The 21,571-nt window shown below is 66.1% G+C and carries 23 protein-coding genes and 1 tRNA gene; 15 read left to right on the forward strand and 9 right to left on the reverse strand.

Translation table 11 applies throughout. From position 1 onward, the window contains the following. Window positions 1–58: 58 nt before the first annotated feature. Genes galE through pgl form a run of 3 tightly spaced genes read left to right on the forward strand, consistent with a single transcriptional unit; the run spans window position 59 to window position 2,248 of the window. Window positions 59–1,063, forward strand: a complete 1,005-nt coding sequence (gene galE, locus PMI04_RS14210) for a UDP-glucose 4-epimerase GalE (RefSeq protein WP_007708973.1) — start codon at window positions 59–61, stop codon at window positions 1,061–1,063. A gap of 10 nt (window positions 1,064–1,073) precedes the next feature. Beyond that, window positions 1,074–1,550 carry a YbaK/EbsC family protein gene (locus PMI04_RS14215; protein WP_007708971.1) on the forward strand — a complete coding sequence of 159 codons (477 nt, stop codon included), beginning with the start codon at window positions 1,074–1,076 and terminating at the stop codon, window positions 1,548–1,550. 5 nt (window positions 1,551–1,555) lie between these two features. Next, window positions 1,556–2,248, forward strand: coding sequence for a 6-phosphogluconolactonase (gene pgl / locus PMI04_RS14220; protein WP_007708969.1), 693 nt, complete (start codon window positions 1,556–1,558; stop codon window positions 2,246–2,248). Between the two features lie 9 nt (window positions 2,249–2,257). On the opposite strand, the gene PMI04_RS14225 is transcribed toward pgl, so the two are convergent. Further along, entirely contained in the window at window positions 2,258–2,521 is a 264-nt protein-coding gene (locus PMI04_RS14225) for a hypothetical protein (protein WP_007708968.1), read from the reverse strand. 57 nt (window positions 2,522–2,578) lie between these two features. On the opposite strand from PMI04_RS14225, the gene PMI04_RS14230 reads away from it, so the two are divergent. Further along, complete coding sequence (locus PMI04_RS14230) at window positions 2,579–3,715, forward strand: aminotransferase class I/II-fold pyridoxal phosphate-dependent enzyme (protein WP_007708967.1); 1,137 nt, start codon at window positions 2,579–2,581, stop codon at window positions 3,713–3,715. Between the two features lie 6 nt (window positions 3,716–3,721). Here the strand turns inward: PMI04_RS14230 and PMI04_RS14235 are convergent, their stop codons facing one another. From PMI04_RS14235 to PMI04_RS14265, 7 genes are read right to left on the reverse strand one after another with little or no spacing between them, the layout of a single operon-like run. Further along, a complete protein-coding gene (locus tag PMI04_RS14235) occupies window positions 3,722–5,062 on the reverse strand; it encodes a DUF1552 domain-containing protein (protein ID WP_007708966.1) in 1,341 nt (446 codons plus the stop codon). Continuing rightward, entirely contained in the window at window positions 5,059–6,777 is a 1,719-nt protein-coding gene (locus PMI04_RS14240) for a DUF1592 domain-containing protein (RefSeq protein ID WP_007708965.1), read from the reverse strand. Before PMI04_RS14240 ends, PMI04_RS14235 begins: the two co-directional genes overlap by 4 nt. Next, entirely contained in the window at window positions 6,774–7,958 is a 1,185-nt protein-coding gene (locus PMI04_RS14245; protein WP_037486196.1) for a hypothetical protein, read from the reverse strand. Before PMI04_RS14245 ends, PMI04_RS14240 begins: the two co-directional genes overlap by 4 nt. A 17-nt stretch (window positions 7,959–7,975) precedes the next feature. Beyond that, window positions 7,976–8,767 carry a hypothetical protein gene (locus tag PMI04_RS14250; RefSeq protein WP_283184787.1) on the reverse strand — a complete coding sequence of 264 codons (792 nt, stop codon included), beginning with the start codon at window positions 8,765–8,767 and terminating at the stop codon, window positions 7,976–7,978. Continuing rightward, the gene (locus PMI04_RS14255) at window positions 8,767–9,222 is read right to left on the reverse strand and encodes a cytochrome c (RefSeq protein WP_007708782.1); all 456 of its coding nucleotides are present in this window, start codon (window positions 9,220–9,222) and stop codon (window positions 8,767–8,769) included. Before PMI04_RS14255 ends, PMI04_RS14250 begins: the two co-directional genes overlap by 1 nt. Window positions 9,223–9,251: 29 nt before the next feature. Next, window positions 9,252–9,908: a cytochrome b/b6 domain-containing protein gene (locus PMI04_RS14260; RefSeq protein ID WP_007708783.1), complete on the reverse strand. Its 657-nt coding sequence runs from the start codon at window positions 9,906–9,908 to the stop codon at window positions 9,252–9,254. Next, a complete protein-coding gene (locus PMI04_RS14265; protein WP_007708785.1) occupies window positions 9,908–10,216 on the reverse strand; it encodes a high-potential iron-sulfur protein in 309 nt (102 codons plus the stop codon). The genes PMI04_RS14260 and PMI04_RS14265 overlap by 1 nt, the downstream gene beginning before the upstream one ends. A gap of 204 nt (window positions 10,217–10,420) precedes the next feature. Here PMI04_RS14265 and PMI04_RS14270 point away from each other — a divergent pair, with 204 nt between their 5' ends. Together PMI04_RS14270 and PMI04_RS14275 are read left to right on the forward strand one after the other, a co-directional pair. Beyond that, the gene (locus PMI04_RS14270; RefSeq protein WP_007708794.1) at window positions 10,421–11,149 is read left to right on the forward strand and encodes a response regulator; all 729 of its coding nucleotides are present in this window, start codon (window positions 10,421–10,423) and stop codon (window positions 11,147–11,149) included. Then, window positions 11,146–12,489 carry an ATP-binding protein gene (locus PMI04_RS14275; protein ID WP_007708796.1) on the forward strand — a complete coding sequence of 448 codons (1,344 nt, stop codon included), beginning with the start codon at window positions 11,146–11,148 and terminating at the stop codon, window positions 12,487–12,489. Before PMI04_RS14270 ends, PMI04_RS14275 begins: the two co-directional genes overlap by 4 nt. A 33-nt stretch (window positions 12,490–12,522) precedes the next feature. On the opposite strand, the gene PMI04_RS14280 is transcribed toward PMI04_RS14275, so the two are convergent. Beyond that, window positions 12,523–12,607 (reverse strand) — tRNA-Leu (locus tag PMI04_RS14280). Window positions 12,608–12,780: 173 nt separating this feature from the next. Here PMI04_RS14280 and PMI04_RS14285 point away from each other — a divergent pair. From PMI04_RS14285 to PMI04_RS14325, 9 genes are all read left to right on the forward strand, one after another. Then, window positions 12,781–13,122 (forward strand): hypothetical protein, encoded by a 342-nt coding sequence (locus tag PMI04_RS14285; RefSeq protein ID WP_007708802.1) that lies wholly within the window; start codon window positions 12,781–12,783, stop codon window positions 13,120–13,122. A gap of 431 nt (window positions 13,123–13,553) precedes the next feature. Next, entirely contained in the window at window positions 13,554–13,874 is a 321-nt protein-coding gene (locus PMI04_RS14290) for a hypothetical protein (RefSeq protein WP_007708803.1), read from the forward strand. A 198-nt stretch (window positions 13,875–14,072) separates the two neighbouring features. Next, entirely contained in the window at window positions 14,073–14,480 is a 408-nt protein-coding gene (locus PMI04_RS14295) for a MerC domain-containing protein (RefSeq protein ID WP_007708804.1), read from the forward strand. Between the two features lie 148 nt (window positions 14,481–14,628). Next, on the forward strand, window positions 14,629–16,104 hold the full coding sequence (gene zwf / locus PMI04_RS14300) for a glucose-6-phosphate dehydrogenase (protein WP_007708805.1): 1,476 nt from the start codon (window positions 14,629–14,631) through the stop codon (window positions 16,102–16,104). After that, a complete protein-coding gene (gene edd, locus PMI04_RS14305) occupies window positions 16,097–17,929 on the forward strand; it encodes a phosphogluconate dehydratase (RefSeq protein ID WP_007708806.1) in 1,833 nt (610 codons plus the stop codon). Before zwf ends, edd begins: the two co-directional genes overlap by 8 nt. Before the next feature lie 66 nt (window positions 17,930–17,995). Continuing rightward, entirely contained in the window at window positions 17,996–18,976 is a 981-nt protein-coding gene (gene glk / locus PMI04_RS14310; protein WP_007708809.1) for a glucokinase, read from the forward strand. Then, window positions 18,973–19,590 (forward strand): bifunctional 4-hydroxy-2-oxoglutarate aldolase/2-dehydro-3-deoxy-phosphogluconate aldolase, encoded by a 618-nt coding sequence (eda, locus tag PMI04_RS14315; protein WP_007708812.1) that lies wholly within the window; start codon window positions 18,973–18,975, stop codon window positions 19,588–19,590. The genes glk and eda overlap by 4 nt, the downstream gene beginning before the upstream one ends. A 75-nt stretch (window positions 19,591–19,665) precedes the next feature. Then, window positions 19,666–20,178, forward strand: coding sequence for a hypothetical protein (locus tag PMI04_RS14320; protein ID WP_037486146.1), 513 nt, complete (start codon window positions 19,666–19,668; stop codon window positions 20,176–20,178). An 80-nt stretch (window positions 20,179–20,258) separates the two neighbouring features. Beyond that, window positions 20,259–21,335 (forward strand): sulfotransferase domain-containing protein, encoded by a 1,077-nt coding sequence (locus tag PMI04_RS14325; protein WP_007708816.1) that lies wholly within the window; start codon window positions 20,259–20,261, stop codon window positions 21,333–21,335. The last annotated feature ends 236 nt before the right edge of the window (window positions 21,336–21,571 follow it).

Here is a 21,571-nt window from a genome sequence, read left to right on the forward strand (position 1 = left end):
GTAAAGCCCCTCGCCCGTCGGCTAGTCCTCGCCCTCTACCATTTTGGGGGAGTGAGGAATGAGCGACAAGCCCACGGTTCTGGTCACGGGCGGGGCCGGCTATATCGGCAGTCATGCCGTTCTGGCATTGCGTGACGCGGGCTATCCCGTCGCGGTCATCGACAATCTCACCACCGGCTTTCGCTGGGCGATTCCCGACGACGTTCACTTCACCCAGGGCGACATTGCCGACCAGCCGCTGGTCGAAGCGCTGCTGAAGGAACAGAAGATCGGCGCGATCATGCATTTCGCCGGATCGATCATCGTACCGGAATCGGTCGAAGACCCGCTGAAATATTATTACAACAACAGCGCCAAGAGCCGCGACCTGATCGAAAGCGCGGTGCGGTGCGGCGTGCCCCATTTCATCTTCTCCTCCACCGCCGCGACCTATGGCACGCCCGAGGAAAGCCCGGTGCGCGAGGATAGCCCCAAGCTGCCGATCAACCCCTATGGCCGGTCCAAGCTGATGACCGAACAGATGCTGGCGGACGTGGCCAACGCGCATCCGATCAACTATTGCGTGCTGCGCTATTTCAACGTCGCGGGCGCCGATCCGCAGGGGCGCAGCGGCCAGTCGACGGTCGGCGCGACCCACCTCATCAAGGTCGCGGTGGAAGCCGCACTGGGCAAGCGCAGCCATGTCGCGGTGATGGGCACCGATTTCGATACCCCCGACGGCACCGGCGTGCGCGACTATATCCATGTGTCGGACCTGGCCAACGCCCATGTGCTGGCGCTGGACGCGCTGCGCGCCAGCCCGCAGGACAATTACACCCTCAACTGCGGCTATGGCCGGGGTTTCTCCGTGCTCGAAGTGCTCGATGCCGTCGACCGCGTCACCAACATGACCATCGACCGCCGGATGGAGGGCCGCCGCGCCGGCGACCCTGCCTCGCTGATCTCCGACAATCGCAAGATCATGGCGCAATTCCCCTGGCAGCCGGCCCATGCGGACCTCGACCAGATCGTCAATCATGCGCTCGCCTGGGAACGCAAGCTGAGTGACATTCGCGGCCAATGAGCCCCTTCGCATGAGCGACGCCAGCGTCCGCGCCTTCTTCGCCGCGCAGGCCCCCGATGTCGTCATCATCGACCAGGGGACCAGTACCGCGACGGTGATCGAGGCGGCGGCCGCGCTGGGCGTCGAACCCGCACGCATCGCCAAAACCCTATCGCTGCGCGTCGGCGACAGGGTCGTGCTGGTCTGCGCGCGCGGTGACGCCCGCCTGTCCAATGGCAAGGCAAAGGCGGCGCTGGGCGCCAAACCGCGCATGCTGGGCGCGCATGAGGTGGAGGAGATTACCGGCCATCCGGTCGGCGGCGTCTGCCCTTTCGGCCTGGCCAGCGACCTGCCCGTCTATTGCGACATCTCCTTGCAGGCGTTCGACACCGTGTTCCCGGCGGCGGGATCGCGCACCGCCTCGGTCGAACTGACGCCCGACCGGCTTGCCGCCTTGACCGGGGCGCAATGGATCGACATCTGCACCCTTCCCGATTCAACCGAGTGAGAGCCATGCCGACCGAACATCTTTTCGCCACCGGGGCGCAGGCCGCCACCGATATCGCCGCCCGCATCGCCACCCTGCTGGGCGAGGCGATCGCCGAACGGGGCGTCGCGACGCTGGCCGTGTCGGGCGGCCGCTCGCCGCGTCCCGTGCTGGAAGCCTTGTCGATGGTGCCGCTCGACTGGAGCAAGCTGATCGTCACCCTGGTCGACGAACGCTGGGTCGCACCTGACAGCGTTGACAGCAATGAGCGGCTGGTGCGCGAGACGCTGTTGCAGGGGGCCGCGGCGCAGGCCCGCTTCGTGCCGATGAAGAATGACGCCGCCGACGCCTATGCCGGCCAGAGCGCGGTCGAGGCGGATTTCGCCGCCCTGCCCTGGCCGTTCGACATCATCCTGCTCGGCATGGGCGATGACGGCCATACCGCCTCGCTCTTCCCGCAGGGCAAGGAACTGGCCGAAGGACTTTCCAGCCAAGCTTACACCATCGCCGCCACCCCGCCGGTCGCCCCGCACCAGCGGCTGTCGCTGACCGCGCACGCGATCCTGCAGAGCCGCCACATCTGCCTGCAGATTGGCGGCGCGGGCAAGAAGGCGGTCTATGACGCGGCGCTGGCGGGCGGCGCGGTGGAAGAATTGCCGATCCGTCTCGCCCTGTTGCAGGACAAGGTGCCGGTCGAGGTGTGGATCAGCGAAGCCTGATGCCTGCGCTCAATGGCGCGGCGCATGTTTCGAGATCAGATAGCGCCATACCCCGACCGCATTGATCGCCAATAGCGCGACATTCTGCCAGCCGATCCCCTCGCTGTCCTTGTCGAGAAAGCCCCAGCCGATCAGCGCGATCGAGCTGGTGACGAACAGGACGAAGGCCCCGCCGGTGATCCGCCGCCCCAGGTTCAGCGACACGACCAGCGCCGCGAGTGTGGCGGCGCCGGCACCATAATATTGCAGGGCGGTGAGCAGCGCCTGGGTCATGCCAGACAGAACGTAGCGGCCATGGACATGGTTGCCCGCACAGAATAGGCACCCCGCATGATTGCCCAGATCGATCCCTTCCATGCCATCGCCATCAGCCGCGAGGCCCATGCCCTCAAGGCCCAGGGCCGTTCCATCCTGCACATGGAGTTCGGCCAGCCCTCGACCGGCGCACCCGCCGCCGCGATCGCGCTGGCGCATGAGGTGCTCGACACCGACCCGATGGGCTATTGGGAAAGCCCGGCGCTCAAGGAACGGATCGCCCGCCTCTATGCTGACCGGCACAATGTCGCCGTCGATCCCGAACAGGTGCTGCTGACCTGCGGCGCCTCGCCCGGCCTGGTGCTGGCGCTCACCAGCCTGTTCGCACCCGGCGCCCGCGTCGCCACCGCGCGGCCCGGCTATGTCGCCTATCGCAACACATTGAAGGCGCTCTATCTGGAGCCGGTCGAGATCGCCTGCGGTCCGGCCGAACGCTATCAGATCAGCGCCGACGCGCTGGCCGCGCTCGATCCCGCGCCAGACGGCCTGATCCTCGCCAGCCCGGCCAACCCGACCGGCACGATCATCCCGGCCGACGAACTGGCGGCGATCGCCAGGGTCTGCGCAGACCGTGGCATCCGCATCATCTCCGACGAAATCTATCATGGCCTCAGCTTCGGCGAGCCAGCCCGGTCGATGCTGGAATTTGCCCCCGATGCGGTGATCGTGAACAGCTTCTCCAAATATTTCAGCATGGCCGGCTGGCGGCTGGGCTGGATCATCGTGCCCGCCGACCTGATCGGCGCGGCGCGCGCGCGCATGGGCAATCTGTTCCTGACGCCCCCGGTGCTGGCGCAGCAGGCGGGGCTTGCCGCCTTCGACTGCACCGATGAGCTTGAAGGCCATGTCGACACCTACCGCCGCAACCGGCAATTGCTGCTCGACGCCCTGCCCGCGCTCGGCCTCGCCAGCATCGCCCCGCCTGATGGCGCCTTCTACATCTATGCCGATATCAGCCATCTCACCCATGACAGCCTGGCCTTCTGCCAGAAGCTGCTGCGCGAAACCGGCGTCGCCACCGCGCCCGGCATCGATTTCGATCCGGTCGACGGCCACCGCTTCATCCGCTTCAGCTTCGCCGTCTCGACCGATCGGGTCGAGGATGCGATCGCACGAATGATCCCTTGGTTCCAGGCGCAACCGGGCCGCTGACCGGCCTCAGACGATCAGTCCGGGGATGATCTTGTTCGTTTCCAGGCTGCCCGTGCCCCAGCGGTCGACCGGCACGCCCATCGCCTGTTGCAGGGTCAGGCCGACGCGGCTGACCGGCGATCCGTCGCCGGTGATATATTGGCCGGTATGGATGCGCCCGCCGGCCGATCCCGCCGTCATCATCGGGATATTGTCGATGGTGTGGAATTTGGCGAACTCGGTCTCGCTATGGGCAAAGACCAGGCTGTTATCCAGCAGGGTGCGGTCGCCTTCCTTCACCGCATCCATCGCCTTGATGAAATAGGTCCAGGCTTCCATGCACTTGTCGACATAGAAGGTGACTTCGGGCTGATAGCCCAACCGGTTGTCCAGCACCTCCTCATGGGTCAGCTGATGGTGGGTGATGGTACTGCCCACCCGCGTCAGCGACGATGCGCCATTGTTGAAGTTCATGTTGAACAGGCGGACATTGTCGCACGCCATCGCCATCACCAGCAGGTCGGTCATGATCTCGTGATTGCGCATCACATTCTCGATCTCGGCATTGACCGGCAGGTCGGGCACCTTGGGCGGCACGACACAGGCCTGCATCGGCGCCGGCTTGGTCAGCTGCACGTCGAGCTGGTTTTCGAGCTGGCGCAGCGAGGTGAAATATTGGTCGAGCCGCTGCCTGTCGGCCGCGCCCAGCCGCGCCTCCAGCGCCTGGCGCTGGTCGGTGACGCCCGACAACACGCTGCGCCGCGCCATCACCGCCGGATCGGGGGTGAAGGTCGCGCTGTTGGGATCGTGGAACCCGGCGCCGAACAGCCTTGTATAAAGGGCGGCGGGCGACACCTCCGCCGGGTTGAGATTGCCATTGCCGCGCCCGGACAGCGAATTGCGCGGATCGCCGGTCGCCGACAGCTCGATCGAGCGGAAGCGGGTGCGGGTGCCGATCACGTCGCCGATCGACACGTCGAAGGATGGCCCCGGCAGGCCGCGGTCGGAATCGATCGCGATGCCGGTGCGGATGCCGATGCCGCCGCTGATATGCGGCAGGTTGGGCTTGCCGTCGAGCGGCAGGGTGAAATCGCCCAGGATGTTGACCTTGTGCTTGAGCGCCTCGATCGAGGCCAACTCGACCTTCAGCTCATAATCCTTGCCGGCGGCGCTGGGGAACCAGCGCGGCGGATTGACGCCCAGCCCCCAGAACCAGGTGCCGAAGCGGATCGGCATTGGTGCGCCGGTCGCCGCCATGGCGGTGCCGTTGCCGTCGAGGAAGATGTCGAGCAGCGGCAGGCCGACGGCCACGGCCATGCCGTTGACCATGCCGCGCAGCGCGGTGCGGCGATCGAGGGTGAAGCTCATGGGCGGTCTCCTTCACGGATATGCGGGCTGGTCATCATCGCGACCTGCGGTTTGGGCAGTGGCGGCGTGCTGACGCGATAGGCATCGGCCATGGTCGCGACGCGCAGGAACAGCGCCTGGATGCGATAGCCGTCGGCGGCAAAGCCCTGTTCCAGCGCCATCGCGGTCGCTTCCTCATCTTCGGGCATGCGCCCGGTCGCATATTGGAAGGCGCGGCCGGCAACGCATTCGGTGGTCGACTTGCTTGCCGCCAGCGCCTGACCCAGGCCGACATTGCCCTGGAAGGCGGTACCCTCGAACACGCCGGCCGTGTCGATCGGCGCGTCATTTTCGGTTCGGCGGAAGGCGCCGATGCCGTCAAACCGCTCCAGCGGCAGGCCCAGCGGGTCGGTGATCTTGTGGCAGGCGGCACAGACCGGATCGCTATTATGGGCGTTCAGGCGAATGCGCGCGGTCGGCATCGCCTTGTTGCCGACATCCTGGACGGCGGTGAAATTGACGTTGCCCGGCGGGTTGGGCACCGGCTGGCACAGCAGCAGCTCGCGGATCGCCCGGCCGCGCAGGGTCGGCGAGCTGCGGCCCGAATGGGAATAGAGCGCCAGGAAGCCGGCCTGGCCCAGCAGCCCGGCGCGATCGTCGCCATCGCCAAACTCATAGGGCACCCAGCCCTGCATGCTGGACACCTTGGCCTGATAGAGCGGCCCCAGCGCCCGGTTGATGAAGGTGCGCCGGGTGGTGAACAGCTCGCGATAATCGCCCTGCCGCGTCACCAACTGGTCGACGATCATGCGCAGCATCTGTTCGGACAGGGCCGACGCGACATCGGGATTGAAGCGGGGATAGACGATCTGGTCCTTGGCCATTTCGTCGAACTTCTCGAACAACAGCATGTCGGCGAAGAAGGCGCGCACGCCATCCTCCAGCCGGGGCGAGCGCACCATCTTCTGCGCGATCGCCGCGAGCTGGGCCGGATCGGTGAGCCTGCCCTCGTCGGCCGCGCGCAGCAGCGCCTCATTGGGCGTCGTGTTCCACAACAGATAGCTCAGCCGCGCGGCACGGGCATAATTGTCGAGCCGCAAACTGCCGGCCGCTTCCGGGTCGGGCTCCGCGCTTTCGATGATGTAGAGGAACTGCGGCGACACCAGCATGGCGGCGAGCGCCAGCTGCATCCCGTCATAGAAACCCTGGCCATCGCCAGCGCCCTTGCCGGCCATCATCACGAAGGCGCCGATCTCTTCCTGCGTCATCGGTCGGCGGAACAGGTAGCGGCCGATCGGCATCAGCGTCCGGGCCGCGCAATCGGCATCGGGGGCGGCCGCATCGCGCGGGGTGCAGGGCATGAACTGGCTTCGTCGATCTTCGGCGAAGACCTGCGCGGCGATGTTCCGCGCCATCGCGTCGAACTGCTCCAGCCCGGCGGGCGAGATGGTCGATGCGCTGGCGCCGGTCGCGATCAGCTCATGCACCGGCCGCACGATCGGCTCGAACCGGCCCGCGACCTTGATGTCGGGACCGAAGATATCGGCGATGCTGTTGCGATATTGCGCCTCGGTCAGGCGGCGCATCCCCGCCACCTGACCGAGCGGCGCCTTCATCGGCGCGAAACTGGCTTCGGGCGTGGCGGCGGTTTGCGGCGCCTTCTCGACCGTGCAGGCGCTCAGCAGCAACCCGGCGAGCAGCGCCCCGCGCGCCCTGCGGCGAAACGGCCCGCTCATCGCTGCGCCACCTTGGGCTGGGGCAGGCGGTCAGTGATGAAGGCAGGCACGGCCCAGGCCTCCATACCGCTCGAAATGCGGCGACACTGGCCGGTCGCCGGATCGCGATCGCCATCGGCCATGGCCTTCAAGGCCGCATACATGGCGGCGCAATCATAGCCCGCCGTGGTAGCCGCGCCCTCGCCACCGACCGAGGCGCTGGCGATCACGTTCCAGATCGGCTGATAGCCGCCGACGATCCCCTTCAGGCTGCCGTCCGGCTGGAAGGTGAAGCGCAGCCGCGCCCGGGTGAAATCATATTCGTTGCGGCGGCCACGAATGTCGCGCTCCGACCCCTGCCCCCAATTCTGCTTCAGGCGGATATGGGCCGGCTCGGTGGTCAGCACGCCGTTGACGATCCGCCCTTTCAGCGCATTGCGATGGGCGGCATTGGCGGTGACGCTGTAGCTGGCGCCGGGGATGAAATTCTGGCGCGAATCCACCACCGCCCGATCCTCGGTATTGGCGTAGATCACCGTCACATCGGGGTCGTTCTCCAGACTGTCGACGCCGGTCAGCAGCAGCACCTGGCTATGTTCGCCGCTGACCAGAAACTGGGTCAGGCCCTTGACGATGTCGCCGCCCATGCCATCAACCCCGCGCCAGGTACGCACGCAGCCCATCGCCCGCCACATCTGGTTGTCGACGCCCGGCTCGCCGGCAGGCCCGGTGAAATTGGCATGGCCGCATGTGTCGCCCGCCGCCGCGCCATCCGCATCATCGTCCAGGTTCAGACCTTGGGCGACCTTGCCCTGCACCATGCGCTGGGGTGGCCGGTCGAACTTGTCGGGGTGGGTGCAGATGTTGAGATTGTCGGGGCCGAAGGCATAGCCGGTCCAGCGCGCGGTCAACTCCTTCTCGTTCGCCTTTTCCAGCAGGCGCGTCCGCTCGCCCGCCGGCTGGGTCTGCAGGTAATTTTCGCGCAAGGTCGCGGCCAACCCCTGCGGGCAATCCTCCTTCCCCTGATAGATGGCGGGCGCGAAATGGCTGACGACGAAACCCATCTCGCCATTGGCTGGCGGGGCGGGCAGTGTGGCAGGGACGGCGGATTTCGCGGGGGCATCGCCCTGCGCGGAGGCCGACGCCGCGAGTGGCAGCGCGGCCAGCAGCAGGACCAGTTTGCGATGATACGGCACGATCATCCTCTCCTTGCGAAATATCATGGGATCAGCGGTTCGGCCTCGGCGGGAATGTCCGCCGGGTCGTCGCCCTCGATTGTGAAGACCGGCCGGTCGCGATAGGCCCATTGGGCGCGGTCGCCATCGGGCCGCACGGTCCAGGCGCCCAGCCCCCGCCGCGCCATGCCCGCCGGGAAGACGCGCCAGTCGGCGCAGGCCGTGCCACAAGCCTTGGCCTTGGGCGTCACCAGCAAATTGCCCTGACCATCGACCAGCAGATAGCGCCCGTCCACCAGCCGCGCCGTCACATTGCCCGGCGCCTCGATCTTGGGCGCGGCCGGCACATATTTGAGGCTGTTCCAGACCAGAGCGTCCTCGCCCTCATGCGCGATGGTGCCGGGGCGCTCGCCGGCATGGGTGAAGACGAGATTGACCCGCTTATAGACCCATTGCGGCCCGCTCGGCCCCTGCATCACGATCCAGTCGGGGCCATCCTGCTTCAGCCGGGGTGCCTTGCGATCGCCGCCGAACTCGGGCGGCGCGGAGATGACCTCCGCCTTGGCGGGCGCGGCCAGCGGCGTCCATTGCGTCAGGCAATCGCCCGAACACCAGAGCGGCTGATGCCCGGTGCGACCCGTCACCGCGCGCATGTCCATGCCATAGAGGGTGCGGCCATGGGCATCGACATAGACGCTTTGGTCACCGACCTTGCGGATGCTGATGCCGGCCGGCAGCGGCTCGCCACTTGCGGCCTCGGGCGCCAGGTCGGCGGCCTGCGCCCAGAGCGCGACCGGCTGCGCCAGCCACAGGATCGCGGCCGCCCGGCGCCACATCAGCGCTTCTCCTCGACGCGGAAGCTGCGGTGGCAGGTGCCACAGCTCTGACCCAGCGTCTTGGCCGCTACCCGCATCTTCGCCACGTCGCCGCTCGCCGCCACGGTAGCGAAGCTGTTGGCCTGCCCGGTGAAGCCGTCCTGCGCCGCCTTGAACGCGGCCGGCTGGCTCCAGATTTCGGGCTTAGCCGCCGTCTTGACCCCCGGTTTCGGGCCGCTGCCGGCCGGGAACCAGCCCTGTTGCTGGCGCGCATAGTCGCGGATCTGTCGCGCCGAAATCTGGATCACATAGGTTTGCGGCGTGCCCGATTTCAGCTCGTCATTGATATTCTTGAACGCCGCGCCGACCTCGCGGAAGCCCGCGACCCGGGTGGCGACGATATCGCCGGGCGCCGCCGCCAGCGGGGCGGCACAGAGCAGCGCCAGCATCGCGACCGGTCGCTTCATCCGCTTCATATTGTGCATCCTCGTCCCTTTCATGTCTGTCACAGCATCGGATCGGCAAAGACCCACCAGGCGAAGCCGCCCGCCAACAGCAGTGCGACCACGAAAGCGACGGGCGAAGCGCGCCGCACGGCTACCGGGTCGCCGGTCACCTTCGCCCGGCCGCTGACCATCGGCCCGACCAGGTTGCGGCGCCGCACCAGCAGGTAGAACAGCACCGCCAGAACATGCAGGCCGATCAGCATCTGCAGGATGGTGAAGCTGATGCCATGGATGTCGGCGGCGAGCCGACCCTGATCGAAATCGACCAGATGCGACAGCGGCCCGGATTCGATGCCGTCGATATCGACCGCGAACAGGCCGGTGCCGACCTGCACCGACAGCGCCAGCAGCATCGCCACCACGCTCCAGCCACCCAACGGATTATGGCCCGGCGCGGCGGGCGCCCGGCCGCTGAGGTAAGCGAGGATCGCGCGCGGCCCGCGCACAAATTGCGCGAAGCGCGCCGGCCCCGACCCGATCAGGCCCCAGATCAGGCGAAAAGCGATCAGGAACAGCACCGCCTGGCCTGACAGCCGATGCCAGTCCATGTGATAGGTTTCCGCGCTCCACCAGGAAAAGCCGATCAGGCCGACCAGCGACCAGTGGAACAGACGGATGGGCAGATCCCAGACATATTGGCGCGCTACGCTCGCCATCAGCTCTTCTTCGCCCAACTGTCGCACACGCCCTCGGCCGGCACGATGCCGCCGCTCAGCAGCGCGCATTTGCCGCAACCCGGCTGGGCGGCGGTGAAGAAGGCGCACAGGCCGCAGCGCTTGGTCGCATCGGTGGAGGTGCGGAAACCCAGCGACTTGCGCATGCTTTTCTGCGCGGCGGACAGGCTGGCCGGATCGACGCATTCGGCCGCATTGGCCATGCTCGCCAGCCCCAGCGGCACGCAGGCGATCAGGCCCAATGCCGATCGGCGGCTCCAGTGACGGACATGATGATCGCTTGCCGCCATGCGGCCCACTCCTCTTCCCTGCCGGCCCGGTTGGTCCGGCCCTCTTGTGCGATCCTTTTAACAGGGGGACGCCGGATTAATTTGTCAGCCCCGACAAAATCGGCGCAGAATGCAGGCGCTTATTCCGCTCTTTGTGTCGGTCCTGACAAAATCCGGCGAAGGCTGGCGGCTAGAAAGGGCGCAATAGGAAGAGGAGAGACCAGGGTGACAACCGACGGGGCGCCGGGCGACACGCATATCCTGATCGTCGATGACGATCCGTCGCTGCGCGCGCTGGTCCGCGCCTTTCTGGCGCAGGAAGGCTATGTCGTCAGCGAAGCGGCCGACGGCCCGGCGATGCGTGCCATCCTCGCGCGGCAACAGGTCGACATCATCGTGCTCGACGTGATGATGCCGGGCGAGGACGGGCTGTCGATCGCCCGCTCGCTAGCGGGGCAGCAGGATGCCGGCATCATCATGGTATCGGCGCTGGGGACGGAGGGCGATCGGATCACCGGGCTGGAAATGGGCGCCGACGATTATCTGCCAAAGCCGCTGTCGCCCCGCGAACTGCTCGCCCGCATCCGCGCGCTGCAACGCCGCCGCCGCCCGGTCGCCGACATGCGCCAGCCGGTGCTGGCCCATTATCATTTCGAAGGCTGGCAACTCGATCCGGTGCGCCGGGTGCTGCGCGATCCCGCCGGCATCATCATCAGCCTGTCGGAGGGGGAGTTCGCCCTGCTGCTCGCCTTCATCGAACATCCCCAGCAGATATTGAACCGCGACGCGCTGGTCGAACTGGCGCGGGGCGAGGATGCCGATGTGTTCGACCGGGCGATCGACACCCAGGTCAGTCGGTTGCGCCGCAAGCTCGGCACCCGCGCGCGTGGCGAGCTGATCCACACCGTCCGGTCGGAAGGCTATATCTTCCAGGCACCGGTGCAGCGCGGATGAAGGCGGGCTTCCTGCGCTGGGCCAATTCGATCCACGCCCATCTGCTGGCGCTGGCCCTGGTCGTGATCCTGACGCTGACCGCCTTCAGCCTGACCCTGCTGCTCTATTTCATCCCGCCCGAACGGGTGCCGCTGTCGGTCTATGAGATTGCCCGCATCGTCCATGGCCAGCCCCTGCTGCGCGACGCGCCGGTGGTGCATGAGGCGCGGCAGGCCGCCGCGCCGCCGGCGTCGAGCGACCCGGCCGAACGGCTGATCGCCGCGCTGCTGGCCCGGCGCCTTGCCCTGCCGGCGGCCGATGTGCGCATCCGCCTCGACCCCGGCGATCGCGAGCGGATCGGGCAGTTCGTGCAGGAAATGCAGCTCTATGGCCCCGATGGCGTCGCCGACCCCTTCATCATGGGCACTTTCACCGCCGCGATCCGCCAGCCAGACGGGCAATGGCGGATGATCATGCGCGAAGCGCGCGGCGCTCGTTCGCTCTGGCGGCTGCTCGGCCAATATGCCTTTCTGGTCGGCATTGTGCTGGTGATCCCGCTCAGCCTCTGGTTCAGTGCGCGGCTCACGCGCCCGATCCGCGCGTTCGCCGCAGCGGCCGAACGGATGGGGGCGGGGCGCGAGGAACAGCCGATCCCGCTCGACGGGCCAAGCGAAATTCGGCTGGCCGCCCAGTCTATCAACGAGATGCAGTTGCGCATCGCCGGCTATGTCCGCGAACGCACTTCGGTCGTCGGCGCGATCGCGCATGACCTGCGCACGCCCCTGTCCCGCCTCCACTTCCACCTCGCCGCCGCGCCGGCACCGGTCCGCACCGCGGCCGAGGAAGAGATTCGCCAGATGGAAGCGCTGATCGGCACCACCCTCGATTTCGTCGACAATGAAAGCCGCCCCCGGCTGCTGGAACCGCTCGATCTTGGCATGCTGGTCGAGGGGCTGGCCGATGATTTTGCGGACATTGGCCACGATGTTTCGATCGAGGCGATGGAATCGATCACGATCGCGGGCGACATGATCCTGCTCAAACGGCTGTTCACCAACCTCATCGACAATGCGATCAAATATGGCGCGCGCGCGCGCATAGCCGTACGGCGCGAGGACGACATGGCGCTGGTCGAGATTGCCGATGACGGCCCCGGCATGACGCCGCAGGACATGGCCCGCGCCTTTGAACCCTTCTATCGCGGCGAACCCTCGCGCAACCGCAGCACCGGCGGGGTCGGGCTCGGCCTCTCGATCGTCCAGTCCGCCGCTGGCGCGCATGGCGGCCATGTGCGGCTCATATCCCGGCCGGCCGGCGGCCTGCTCGCGCAGGTCGCATTGCCCATGACCAGGTCAGCCTGAACGGGCGCGCGGCCACATGTCATCGATAGGGAATGGTGCGGGCGGTCGGAATCGAACCGACACTCCTTGCGGAACCGGATTTTGAGTCCGGCGCGTCTACCAGTTTCACCACGCCCGCATCTGATCGTGGAAGGGGGCACCTAGCAGGTCGCGAACCGGCTGCAAAGCCCCCAAAATCACCCGCACGACAAAGGGGTGAACCGGCTGGAATCCGACGCGGATATGGCGCTGCCGGCGCTGCTGCGATAGGGAGCGGGCAAAGATCCCCCCTACCCAGGCAGAGACAGAATCATGGCCCGCAAATATTCCAAACATGGCCCCTATGAGGATCTGCACCACGATGCGGAAGAAACGCCGATCGAGGTGCCGCCCTGCTGGCTGTGCGGCCGGCCGACCGGCACTACGATCGTCTGGCACCACCCCGTGCCCAAGAGCCGGGGTGGCCGCGATGTCGTGCCGATGCACGGCATCTGCCAGCAGACGCTGATCGCCAATTTCACCAATTCCGAACTGCAGCGCCACGGCTTGGATGTGGACGCATTGCTGGCCCATCCCCCGATCCGCAAATTCGTCGACTGGGTCGCGAACAAGGATCCCGATTTCACCGCGACCATCACCAAGAAGCAGCGCTGACCGAAGGCAGGCCAGCTGACGCCGCCTGCGGCCTCTCCCGCCGGTCCGAAAAACGATCTTTCCATCCGCCGACATCCCGGATCGAGCTCGGGATGCCGGCAATGGGGATAGGCGGCAAACGAGCCATTCTCGTCATTGTAAGCGTATCGGATTTGGCTGCTGACGACCCATGGCAGCCATCGTCACCCCGGCCTTGAGCCGGGGTCCCGCTCCTGCATGCAGCGCGAAGAAAAGCGGGATGCCGGGTCAAGCCCGGCATGACGGATGTCTGTAGGGCGACGGACGACCAATCCCCGTCATTGCGCGCATGGCGAAGCAATGACGATATCTGGCTTTGACCATTAGCGACCATTTTTGGCCGTTCCCAATAGCGACCCGTCACCCTGATACTTGCCGTTGCGAACCACCCGTCCATCGAGCAGATTGCCAACATGGAAATCTCTATCATCTTCGACACCGCGTTTCAGGGGCAAGCGGAAGGAGCGGTCTGGATCATTCAGAGCGACGAAAACCGCCGATGGTTTGATAGGCAGTCCAATCTTGATGCTGGAAGCGCCATATTCTTCCCGGAGGGTGGGGAGATCGGGCGCGATGCGATACTGCGGTCCATCTGGAACCTTCAGGAGCATTACCCCGATTGGTCACGGATCAACGTCTATGGCGCGGTCTTGACCCAAGAGTTGGTCAGTGAACTCCGTGATGATGGGGACGCGATGGAGATGGAAAACGGGTTCGCGCTCGTCTGCGCATAGTCCGCTTTTCCACCGAAACGATCCAAAAGCTGACAGCCCGCTTCCCACCCATTCTTCCTCACGCCCGCGCAGTCGGGAATGATGCCTTGAATCAAACGGTCGGCGATCCCCCCAAATGTCATCGCCCCCTTGACGTCCCTCCCGCCGATATCGATATGCGGCCCTCAAATGTTACGTTATATCATTTAAGGATCTACCATGCCCCCATGCGAAGCGACCGGTTGCGATCCGGCCCGGCCCCGCTCCTGGCTCGACGGCTTCGCCATCTGCGCCTCCGCACTCTGCACGATCCACTGCCTCGGCCTGCCGCTGCTGTTTGCCCTGTTGCCAGCCATCGCCGCGCGGATCGATCCGGGCGAATCCTTCCATCTGCTGATGCTCGCCATCGCCGTGCCGACCAGCCTGTTTGCGTTGCTTCAGGGCTGGCGGCGCCATCGCGGCGCCTTGCCCGTCATCGCCGGCCTGGCCGGCCTTTCGCTGATGACGGTCGGCGCCTTGGTCGCCCGCACGCCGCTGGCCGAAACGCTCTGGACCGTCGGCGGCAGCGCCTTGCTGGCGGGCGCCCATATGCGCAACTGGTGCCGGGGCCTGCGCGCCGCCTGCTGATCCGCTTCCCGCCCCACCCTGCCGACCCGCGAGTCGTTCGCAGTTGCAGCATCACTTTCCTGCCGATAGCCTGCTTGCGTAACGAAGCACGGCCGGTATAAGGACCGCATCGTGCAGACATAGATAACTAACGGAGAAGGACTGTCCTTTGACCGAACCGTCTGCCACGTTCCTGTTGTTCGGTGCCACCGGCGACCTCGCCCGGCGCATGATTTTCCCATCGCTTTACAATCTTTTGTCGGATAGCCTGCTGCCTGACGACTTCCTCATCATCGCGTCCGGCCGGACCGAGATGGAAGATGAGGCCTTTCGCGATGAAGTGTGCGCGGCGCTGCGGCAGTTCCTGCCCGCCGACCGCTATGATGCCGATATCGCCGCCCGTTTCCGCGCGATGATCATCTACCAGCCGGTGGATTCGAGCAACGGCGCCCATTTCGCCGAACTGGCCGAGCGCGTCGACGGGCGCCTGGAACGCGGCATTTCCGTCTATCTCTCGACCCCGCCCTCGCTGTTCGGCCCGACCGCACAGGGGCTGGCCGATGCCGGCCTGCTGACGCCCAAGACGCGGATCGCGATGGAAAAGCCGATCGGCAAGGATCTCGCCTCGTCCAAGGTCGTCAACGACAGCATCGGCCATCTCTTCGCCGAGGAACAGATTTTCCGCGTCGACCATTATCTGGGCAAGGAAACCGTCCAGAATCTGCTCGCCCTGCGTTTCGGCAATGTCATGTTCGAGCCGCTGTGGAATGCGACCGCGATCGACCATGTCCAGATCACCGTCGCCGAGACGGTGGGGCTGGAAGGCCGCGTCTCCTATTATGATGGCGTCGGCGCGCTGCGCGACATGGTCCAGAACCACATCCTCCAGATCCTCTCGATCCTGACGATGGAGCCGCCCGCGCGGATGGACCCCACCGCCGTCCGCGACGAGAAGGTGAAGGCGCTGCGTTCGCTGCGTCCGATGACCGCGGAAACGGTCAAGACCCACAGCGTGCGCGGCCAATATACGCCCGGCGCCGTCGGCGGCCAGATCGTCACCGGCTATGCCGATGAACTCGGCCAGCCGTCCGACACCGAAACCTTTGTCGCGCTGAAGGCCCATATCGACAATTGGCGCTGGCAGGGCGTGCCCTTCTACCTGCGCACCGGCAAGCGGTTGCCCGCGCGCCAGTCGGAAATCATGATCCAGTTCAAGCCGGTGCGCCATTCGATCTTCGGCCGCGACGGCCAGCATTCGGGTGGCGGATCGGGTTTGGAGCCCAACACCCTGGTCATCCGCCTGCAGCCGGAGGAATATATCCGGCTGACCATCATGTCGAAGCGGCCCGGCCTGGAACGGCAGGTCCATCTGGAGGAAGTGACGCTCGACGTGTCCCTGACCGCCGCCTTCGCCGGCCAGCGCCGCCGTATCGCCTATGAACGGCTGATCCTCGACCTGCTCGCCGGCGACCAGACCCTGTTCGTCCGCCGCGACGAAGTGGAAGCCCAATGGACCTGGATCGATTCGATCATCGAGGGATGGAAGGAGGCGCATATGAAGGTGTCGCCCTATTCATCCGGGAACTGGGGGCCGTCCTCGGCCATTGCCCTTATCGAACGCGACGGAGCCAGCTGGCATGACTGATCTTCACCCCGTGATCGCCAAGGTCACAGACCGCATCACCGAACGCAGCGCGGCGACGCGCCTCAAATATCTCGACCTGATCGAGCGGGGCCGCGACGCCGGCACCAACCGTGCCCAGTTGTCCTGCGGCAACCTGGCCCATGGCTTTGCCGCCAGCGGCGAGGACAAGGCTGTCATCCGCACCGGCAGTGCGATGAACATCGGCATCATCACCGCCTATAACGACATGCTCTCGGCGCATCAGCCCTATGGCCGCTATCCCGAGCAGATCAAGATCGCCGCACGCGAGATCGGCGCCACGGCGCAGGTCGCGGGTGGCGTGCCCGCCATGTGCGACGGCGTGACCCAGGGGCAGGCCGGCATGGACCTGTCCCTCTTCAGCCGCGACACCATCGCCCTGTCGACCGCCGTGTCGCTCAGCCATGCGATGTTCGAGGGCAATCTGATGCTCGGCATCTGCGACAAGATCGTGCCGGGCCTGTTGATCGGCGCGCTGCGCTTTGGCCATCTGCCGACCATCCTGATCCCGGCCGGGCCGATGCCATCGGGCCTTGCCAACAAGGAAAAGGTCCGCATCCGCCAGCTCTATGCCGAGGGCAAGGTCGGTCGCGACGAACTGCTGGAAAGCGAAAGCGCCTCTTATCATGGCGCGGGCACCTGCACCTTCTACGGCACCGCCAATAGCAACCAGATGATGATGGAGGTCATGGGCCTGCACATGCCCGGCGCCGCCTTCGTCAATCCGGGCACGAAGCTGCGCAGCGAACTGACCCGCGCCGCCACCCATCGCATCGCCGACATCGGCTGGGACGGCGACGACTATCGTCCGCTCGGCCACTGCATCGATGAAAAGGCGATCGTCAACGCGATCATCGGCCTGATGGCCACCGGCGGTTCGACCAACCATGCGATCCACCTGCCCGCGATCGCGCGCGCGGCCGGCATCCATATCGACTGGACCGACTTTGCCGAACTGTCGGACGTGGTGCCGCTGCTGGCGCGCGTCTATCCCAACGGCTCGGGCGACGTGAACCATTTCCATGCGGCCGGCGGCATGGCCGTCATCATCCGCGAACTGCTCGACGCAGGCCTGCTCCACCGCGACATCATGACCGTCGCGCGCCGGGACCTCACCGATTATGGCAAGGAACCGGTGCTGCAGGATGAAGCGCTGATATGGCAGGACGTCCCTGCCAGCCGCGACGAGGCGATGCTGCGCCCGGCGTCCAACCCGTTCCAGGCCGATGGCGGCATGAAGCTGCTTGAGGGCAATCTTGGCCGCTGCGTGATGAAGGTCAGCGCGGTCGACAAGGAACGCTGGACGATCGAGGCACCGGCCGCGATCTTCCACGATCAGGACGATGTGCTGCGCGCCTTCAAGGCGGGCGAACTGGAACGCGATGTCATCGTCGTCGTCCGCTTCCAGGGGCCACGCGCCAACGGCATGCCCGAACTGCACAAGCTGACCCCGGCGCTGGGCGTGCTGCAGGATCGCGGCTTCAAGGTCGCGCTGCTGACCGACGGCCGCATGTCGGGCGCATCGGGCAAGGTACCCGCCGCCATCCATCTGTCGCCCGAGGCGCTGGGCGGCGGCCCGATCGGCAAGCTGCGCGATGGCGATCTCGTCCGCGTCTGTGCCGAAAGCGGCCAGGTCGAGGCGCTGGTCGATGCCGCCACCTGGGACGCGCGCGACATTCCCGCCGCCCCGCCCCCGCCCTATGACACCGGCCGTGAACTGTTCGCGCTGTTCCGCCACAATAGCGACCTCGCCGAACAGGGCGCTTCCCCGATCCTCGCCGCGATGGACGCCGAACTCGCGATATAAGCACAGCCATTCGCGCCTTGCCGGCATCCCCGATGCGCCGGCGCGAATGTCCGGAGAGAGAGACATATGACCGACATCATCGCCGCCGACATTGGCGGCACCAATGCGCGCTTCGCCCGCGCCTCGCTGGACGACAAGGGCGTGCCAACGCTCGGCACCGTCCGCAAGTACAAGGTCGCCGACTATCCCAGCCTCCAGGCCTGCTGGGAGGCCTTCGCCGGAGACGAGGCGAAGGCTGGCGCCGGCCCGCTGCCCGACGCCGCCTCGATCGCCTTCGCCACCGCCATCGGCCGCGAGGTCATCAAGCTCACCAACAGCAACTGGGTGATCCGGGCCGATACGCTGGCGGAGGATCTGGGCCTGCGCACCGTGCGCCTGGTCAATGATTTCGAGGCGGTCGCCCATGCCGTCTCGCGCCTGCCGGACGAAAATCTGCCTTTGCTGTTCGGCGAGGACCGCCCCTTCCCGCGCGACGGCGGCGTCACCGTGGTCGGTCCCGGCACCGGCCTGGGCGTCGCGATGATCGCCTATGACGATGGCGTCCCCCATGTGATCGCGACCGAGGGCGGCCATCTCGATTTCGCCCCGCTCGACCAGATCGAGGTCAAGATCCTCGACTATCTGCGCGACAAGTTCCTGCGCGTCTCGACCGAGCGGATCGTGTCGGGACCGGGCCTCAACTATATCTACAAGGCGCTCGCCACCATCGGCCACGACCGGGTCGTGCTGATGGAAGACCCCGAATTGTGGCAGGCCGCGCTCGACGACAGCGACGAATTTGCCCGCCGCGCGCTCGACCGCTTCTGCCTCTGCTATGGCTCGGTCGCGGGCGATCTGGCACTGGCGCATGGCCCCCATGCGGTGGTACTGGCCGGCGGCCTCACCCAGCGGATGAGGGATTTTCTCGAACAGAGCGGGTTCCACACCCGCTTCAAGGCCAAGGGCCGGTTCGAGAGCCTGATGGCAAGCGTGCCGATCCGCTGCGCGATCCATGAAGAAATCGGCCTGTTCGGCGCTGCCGCGGCCTTTAGGGAGAAGAATGCATGAGCTTGACCGTCGAACAGGTGATGGAACTGGCCCCGGTGATCCCGGTGCTGGTGGTCGATCGGGTCGAGGATGCGCTTCCCATTGCCCAGGCGCTGGTGAAGGGCGGCCTGCCCGCGCTCGAAGTCACGCTGCGCACCCCCGCCGCGCTCGACGTCATCCGCGAGATGGCCAAGGTCGAGGGCGCGGTCGTCGGCGCGGGCACCGTGCTGAACCCGGCCCAGCTCGACGCCGCGATGGAGGCGGGCGCCCGCTTCATCGTCAGCCCGGGCCTCACCGAACCGCTGGGCAAGGCCGCGATCGCCGCCAACATCCCCTTCCTGCCGGGCACCGCCACGGCGGGTGACATCATGCGCGGCATGGACATGGGCCTCACCCACTTCAAATTCTTCCCGGCCGAAACGTCCGGAGGTCTTCCCGCACTCAACGCGCTGGCCGCGCCGCTCCACACCGCCCGCTTCTGCCCGACCGGCGGCATCACCGCCCAGAGCGCACCCGAATGGCTGGCCCAGCCCTTCATCAAATGCGTCGGTGGCAGCTGGGTCGTGCCCAAGGGGCCGATCGACCCTGCGGTGATCGAGGCACTGGCGCGCGAAGCCGCCGCCCTGCCACGTTGATGCTGCCGCGCTGAACATAATCCGGGACGGGGTTACGCCATTGCGCCTATCCCCGTCCCGCCCTAGATGCACTATATGATTACGCGCCGCTTCCTTCCCACCATCGCCCTGATCCTGTCGGGCTGTGCCGGCGCGCATGAAGCCTATCCCTCGCTCGCCAAGCGCCCAGCCGAAAGTGCGCGGATCACCGACATATCGCCGCCGCCCGCCCCGGCCCCGGCCGACGGCGCGCTCAAGGCGCAGATTAGCCAATTGACCGGCCAGGCCCAGAACGGCAGCGCCACGTTCGACAGGGCCTATGCGACGGCGGACCGTGCCGTGCGCAGTGCCGGCAATGCTGCGGTATCAAGCGACGCCTGGGTTGCCGCCCAGGTGGCGATCAGCGCCGCCGAAGCGGCCCGCAACGACAGCGTCTCGGCGCTCGCCAGCCTTGACACGCTCTATGTCGAACGCACGAATGCCATGGCCGATGGCAAGGCACAGGGCGGCGTGGCGGAGATTGATGTTGCCCGCGCCGATGTTCTTGCCCAGGTTGATTCGCAAAATGACAGGATAGATGCACTCAAGGCCCGAATCAGCCAACCCTGATCGGGAAAAGGGACTCGCATGTATCCGCCGCCATCCCGCCCCCCCTTCCTCCTCTTCGTTCGGATTCAGATACAGCATCCATGTATACCGAAACGCTGCACCCCTTTGGCGAACCGATGACGCCCGCCACCCAGGAACGGATCTTCCGCACCGTCTATATGGCATCGACCACCAATGGCGGGGTGCTTGGCCGGGTCGTCCTGGGCCGCGATGGCGAAGTCAAGCCGCGCGTGGGCCGCAATGGCATCGGTATCTCCCTCACCGCCGACGGACTGTGGGTGGATCGCAGCAGCGGCCTGGCCACATCCTTCATGGCCTATGCGCCGGACGCCAACATCTTCCATTCGACCGGCTATGACCGGCTGTTCCTGATCCCGATCGCCGAATTTGCCGAACGGGCCTGGCGTCCCGACCTGCCCAAGCTGATCGTCAACTCGATTCCCAAGAGCGGCACCTATTTCATGGAGGCCGCGCTGTCGTCGCTCGGCCTTGCGCCGCTGCATATCCATCTCGCCAACGGCTATTTCCACGACAATCGCGGCATCCCGCCGGAAGACATCCATGCCGCGCCCTATACCCGCCATGTCGAAGTCCCATCGGGCGTCATCGCCCATGTGATGCAGCCGGGCGAAATGGCGGTCGGCCATATCGACGATCATGCCCAGATGGACGAAGCGATCGCGGCCGGCGCGACCCTGCTCCATTGTGTGCGTGATCTGCGCGACGTGATCATTTCCTATTATCATTTCATGCGCAAATCGGTGCGCCCCCGCTGCGCTGGCGACGAAATGTGGCGGACCCAGCATGGCGCGGCGGGGCTGGCGGCGTTCCTGGTCTATACCGAGGAACGCGACATGAGCTTCGTCGCACAGATGACGCGATCGATCCTGGGGCGTCCCGAACCGATCGTGCGCTATGAGGACATGGTGCGTGGCGTGTTGCCACCCGATGCCGTGGCGCAACTGACCGCCGCCGGCGGCCTCAGCGATGTTGCGCTCAGCTCCGCCTTCCACGGCGCCTATGGCCAGGACACATCGACCTGGTCGGGCGGATCGACCCAGCGCGCCGAACTGTGGAGCGCGGAGGTGGAACATTATTTCCAGCAGACCGGCCTGGCCGGGCTGAACGTCCGCCTCGGCTATCCCGAACATCCCTGAGCCGCGCCTGATCGTCTGAAAGGGAAGCGCTCGGTGCTTTCACCGATGACATGGGCCAGGCTCCATTCCTTGATTCCAGACCTTGATCGACGTTGCACGCCGTCAGGGCTGAATGGCGATTGCCCCTGAGTCGCGGGAGCAAATTCGGACGGGCAGGAAGCGACCAGAGATTGTCGTTCAGTTTCCATTCTTCGATCCCCAGAAGCGGTCATGCCACAATACGCTGCCCGTCTGAG

This window comes from Sphingobium sp. AP49 (assembly GCF_000281715.2).
GTDB lineage: Bacteria > Pseudomonadota > Alphaproteobacteria > Sphingomonadales > Sphingomonadaceae > Sphingobium.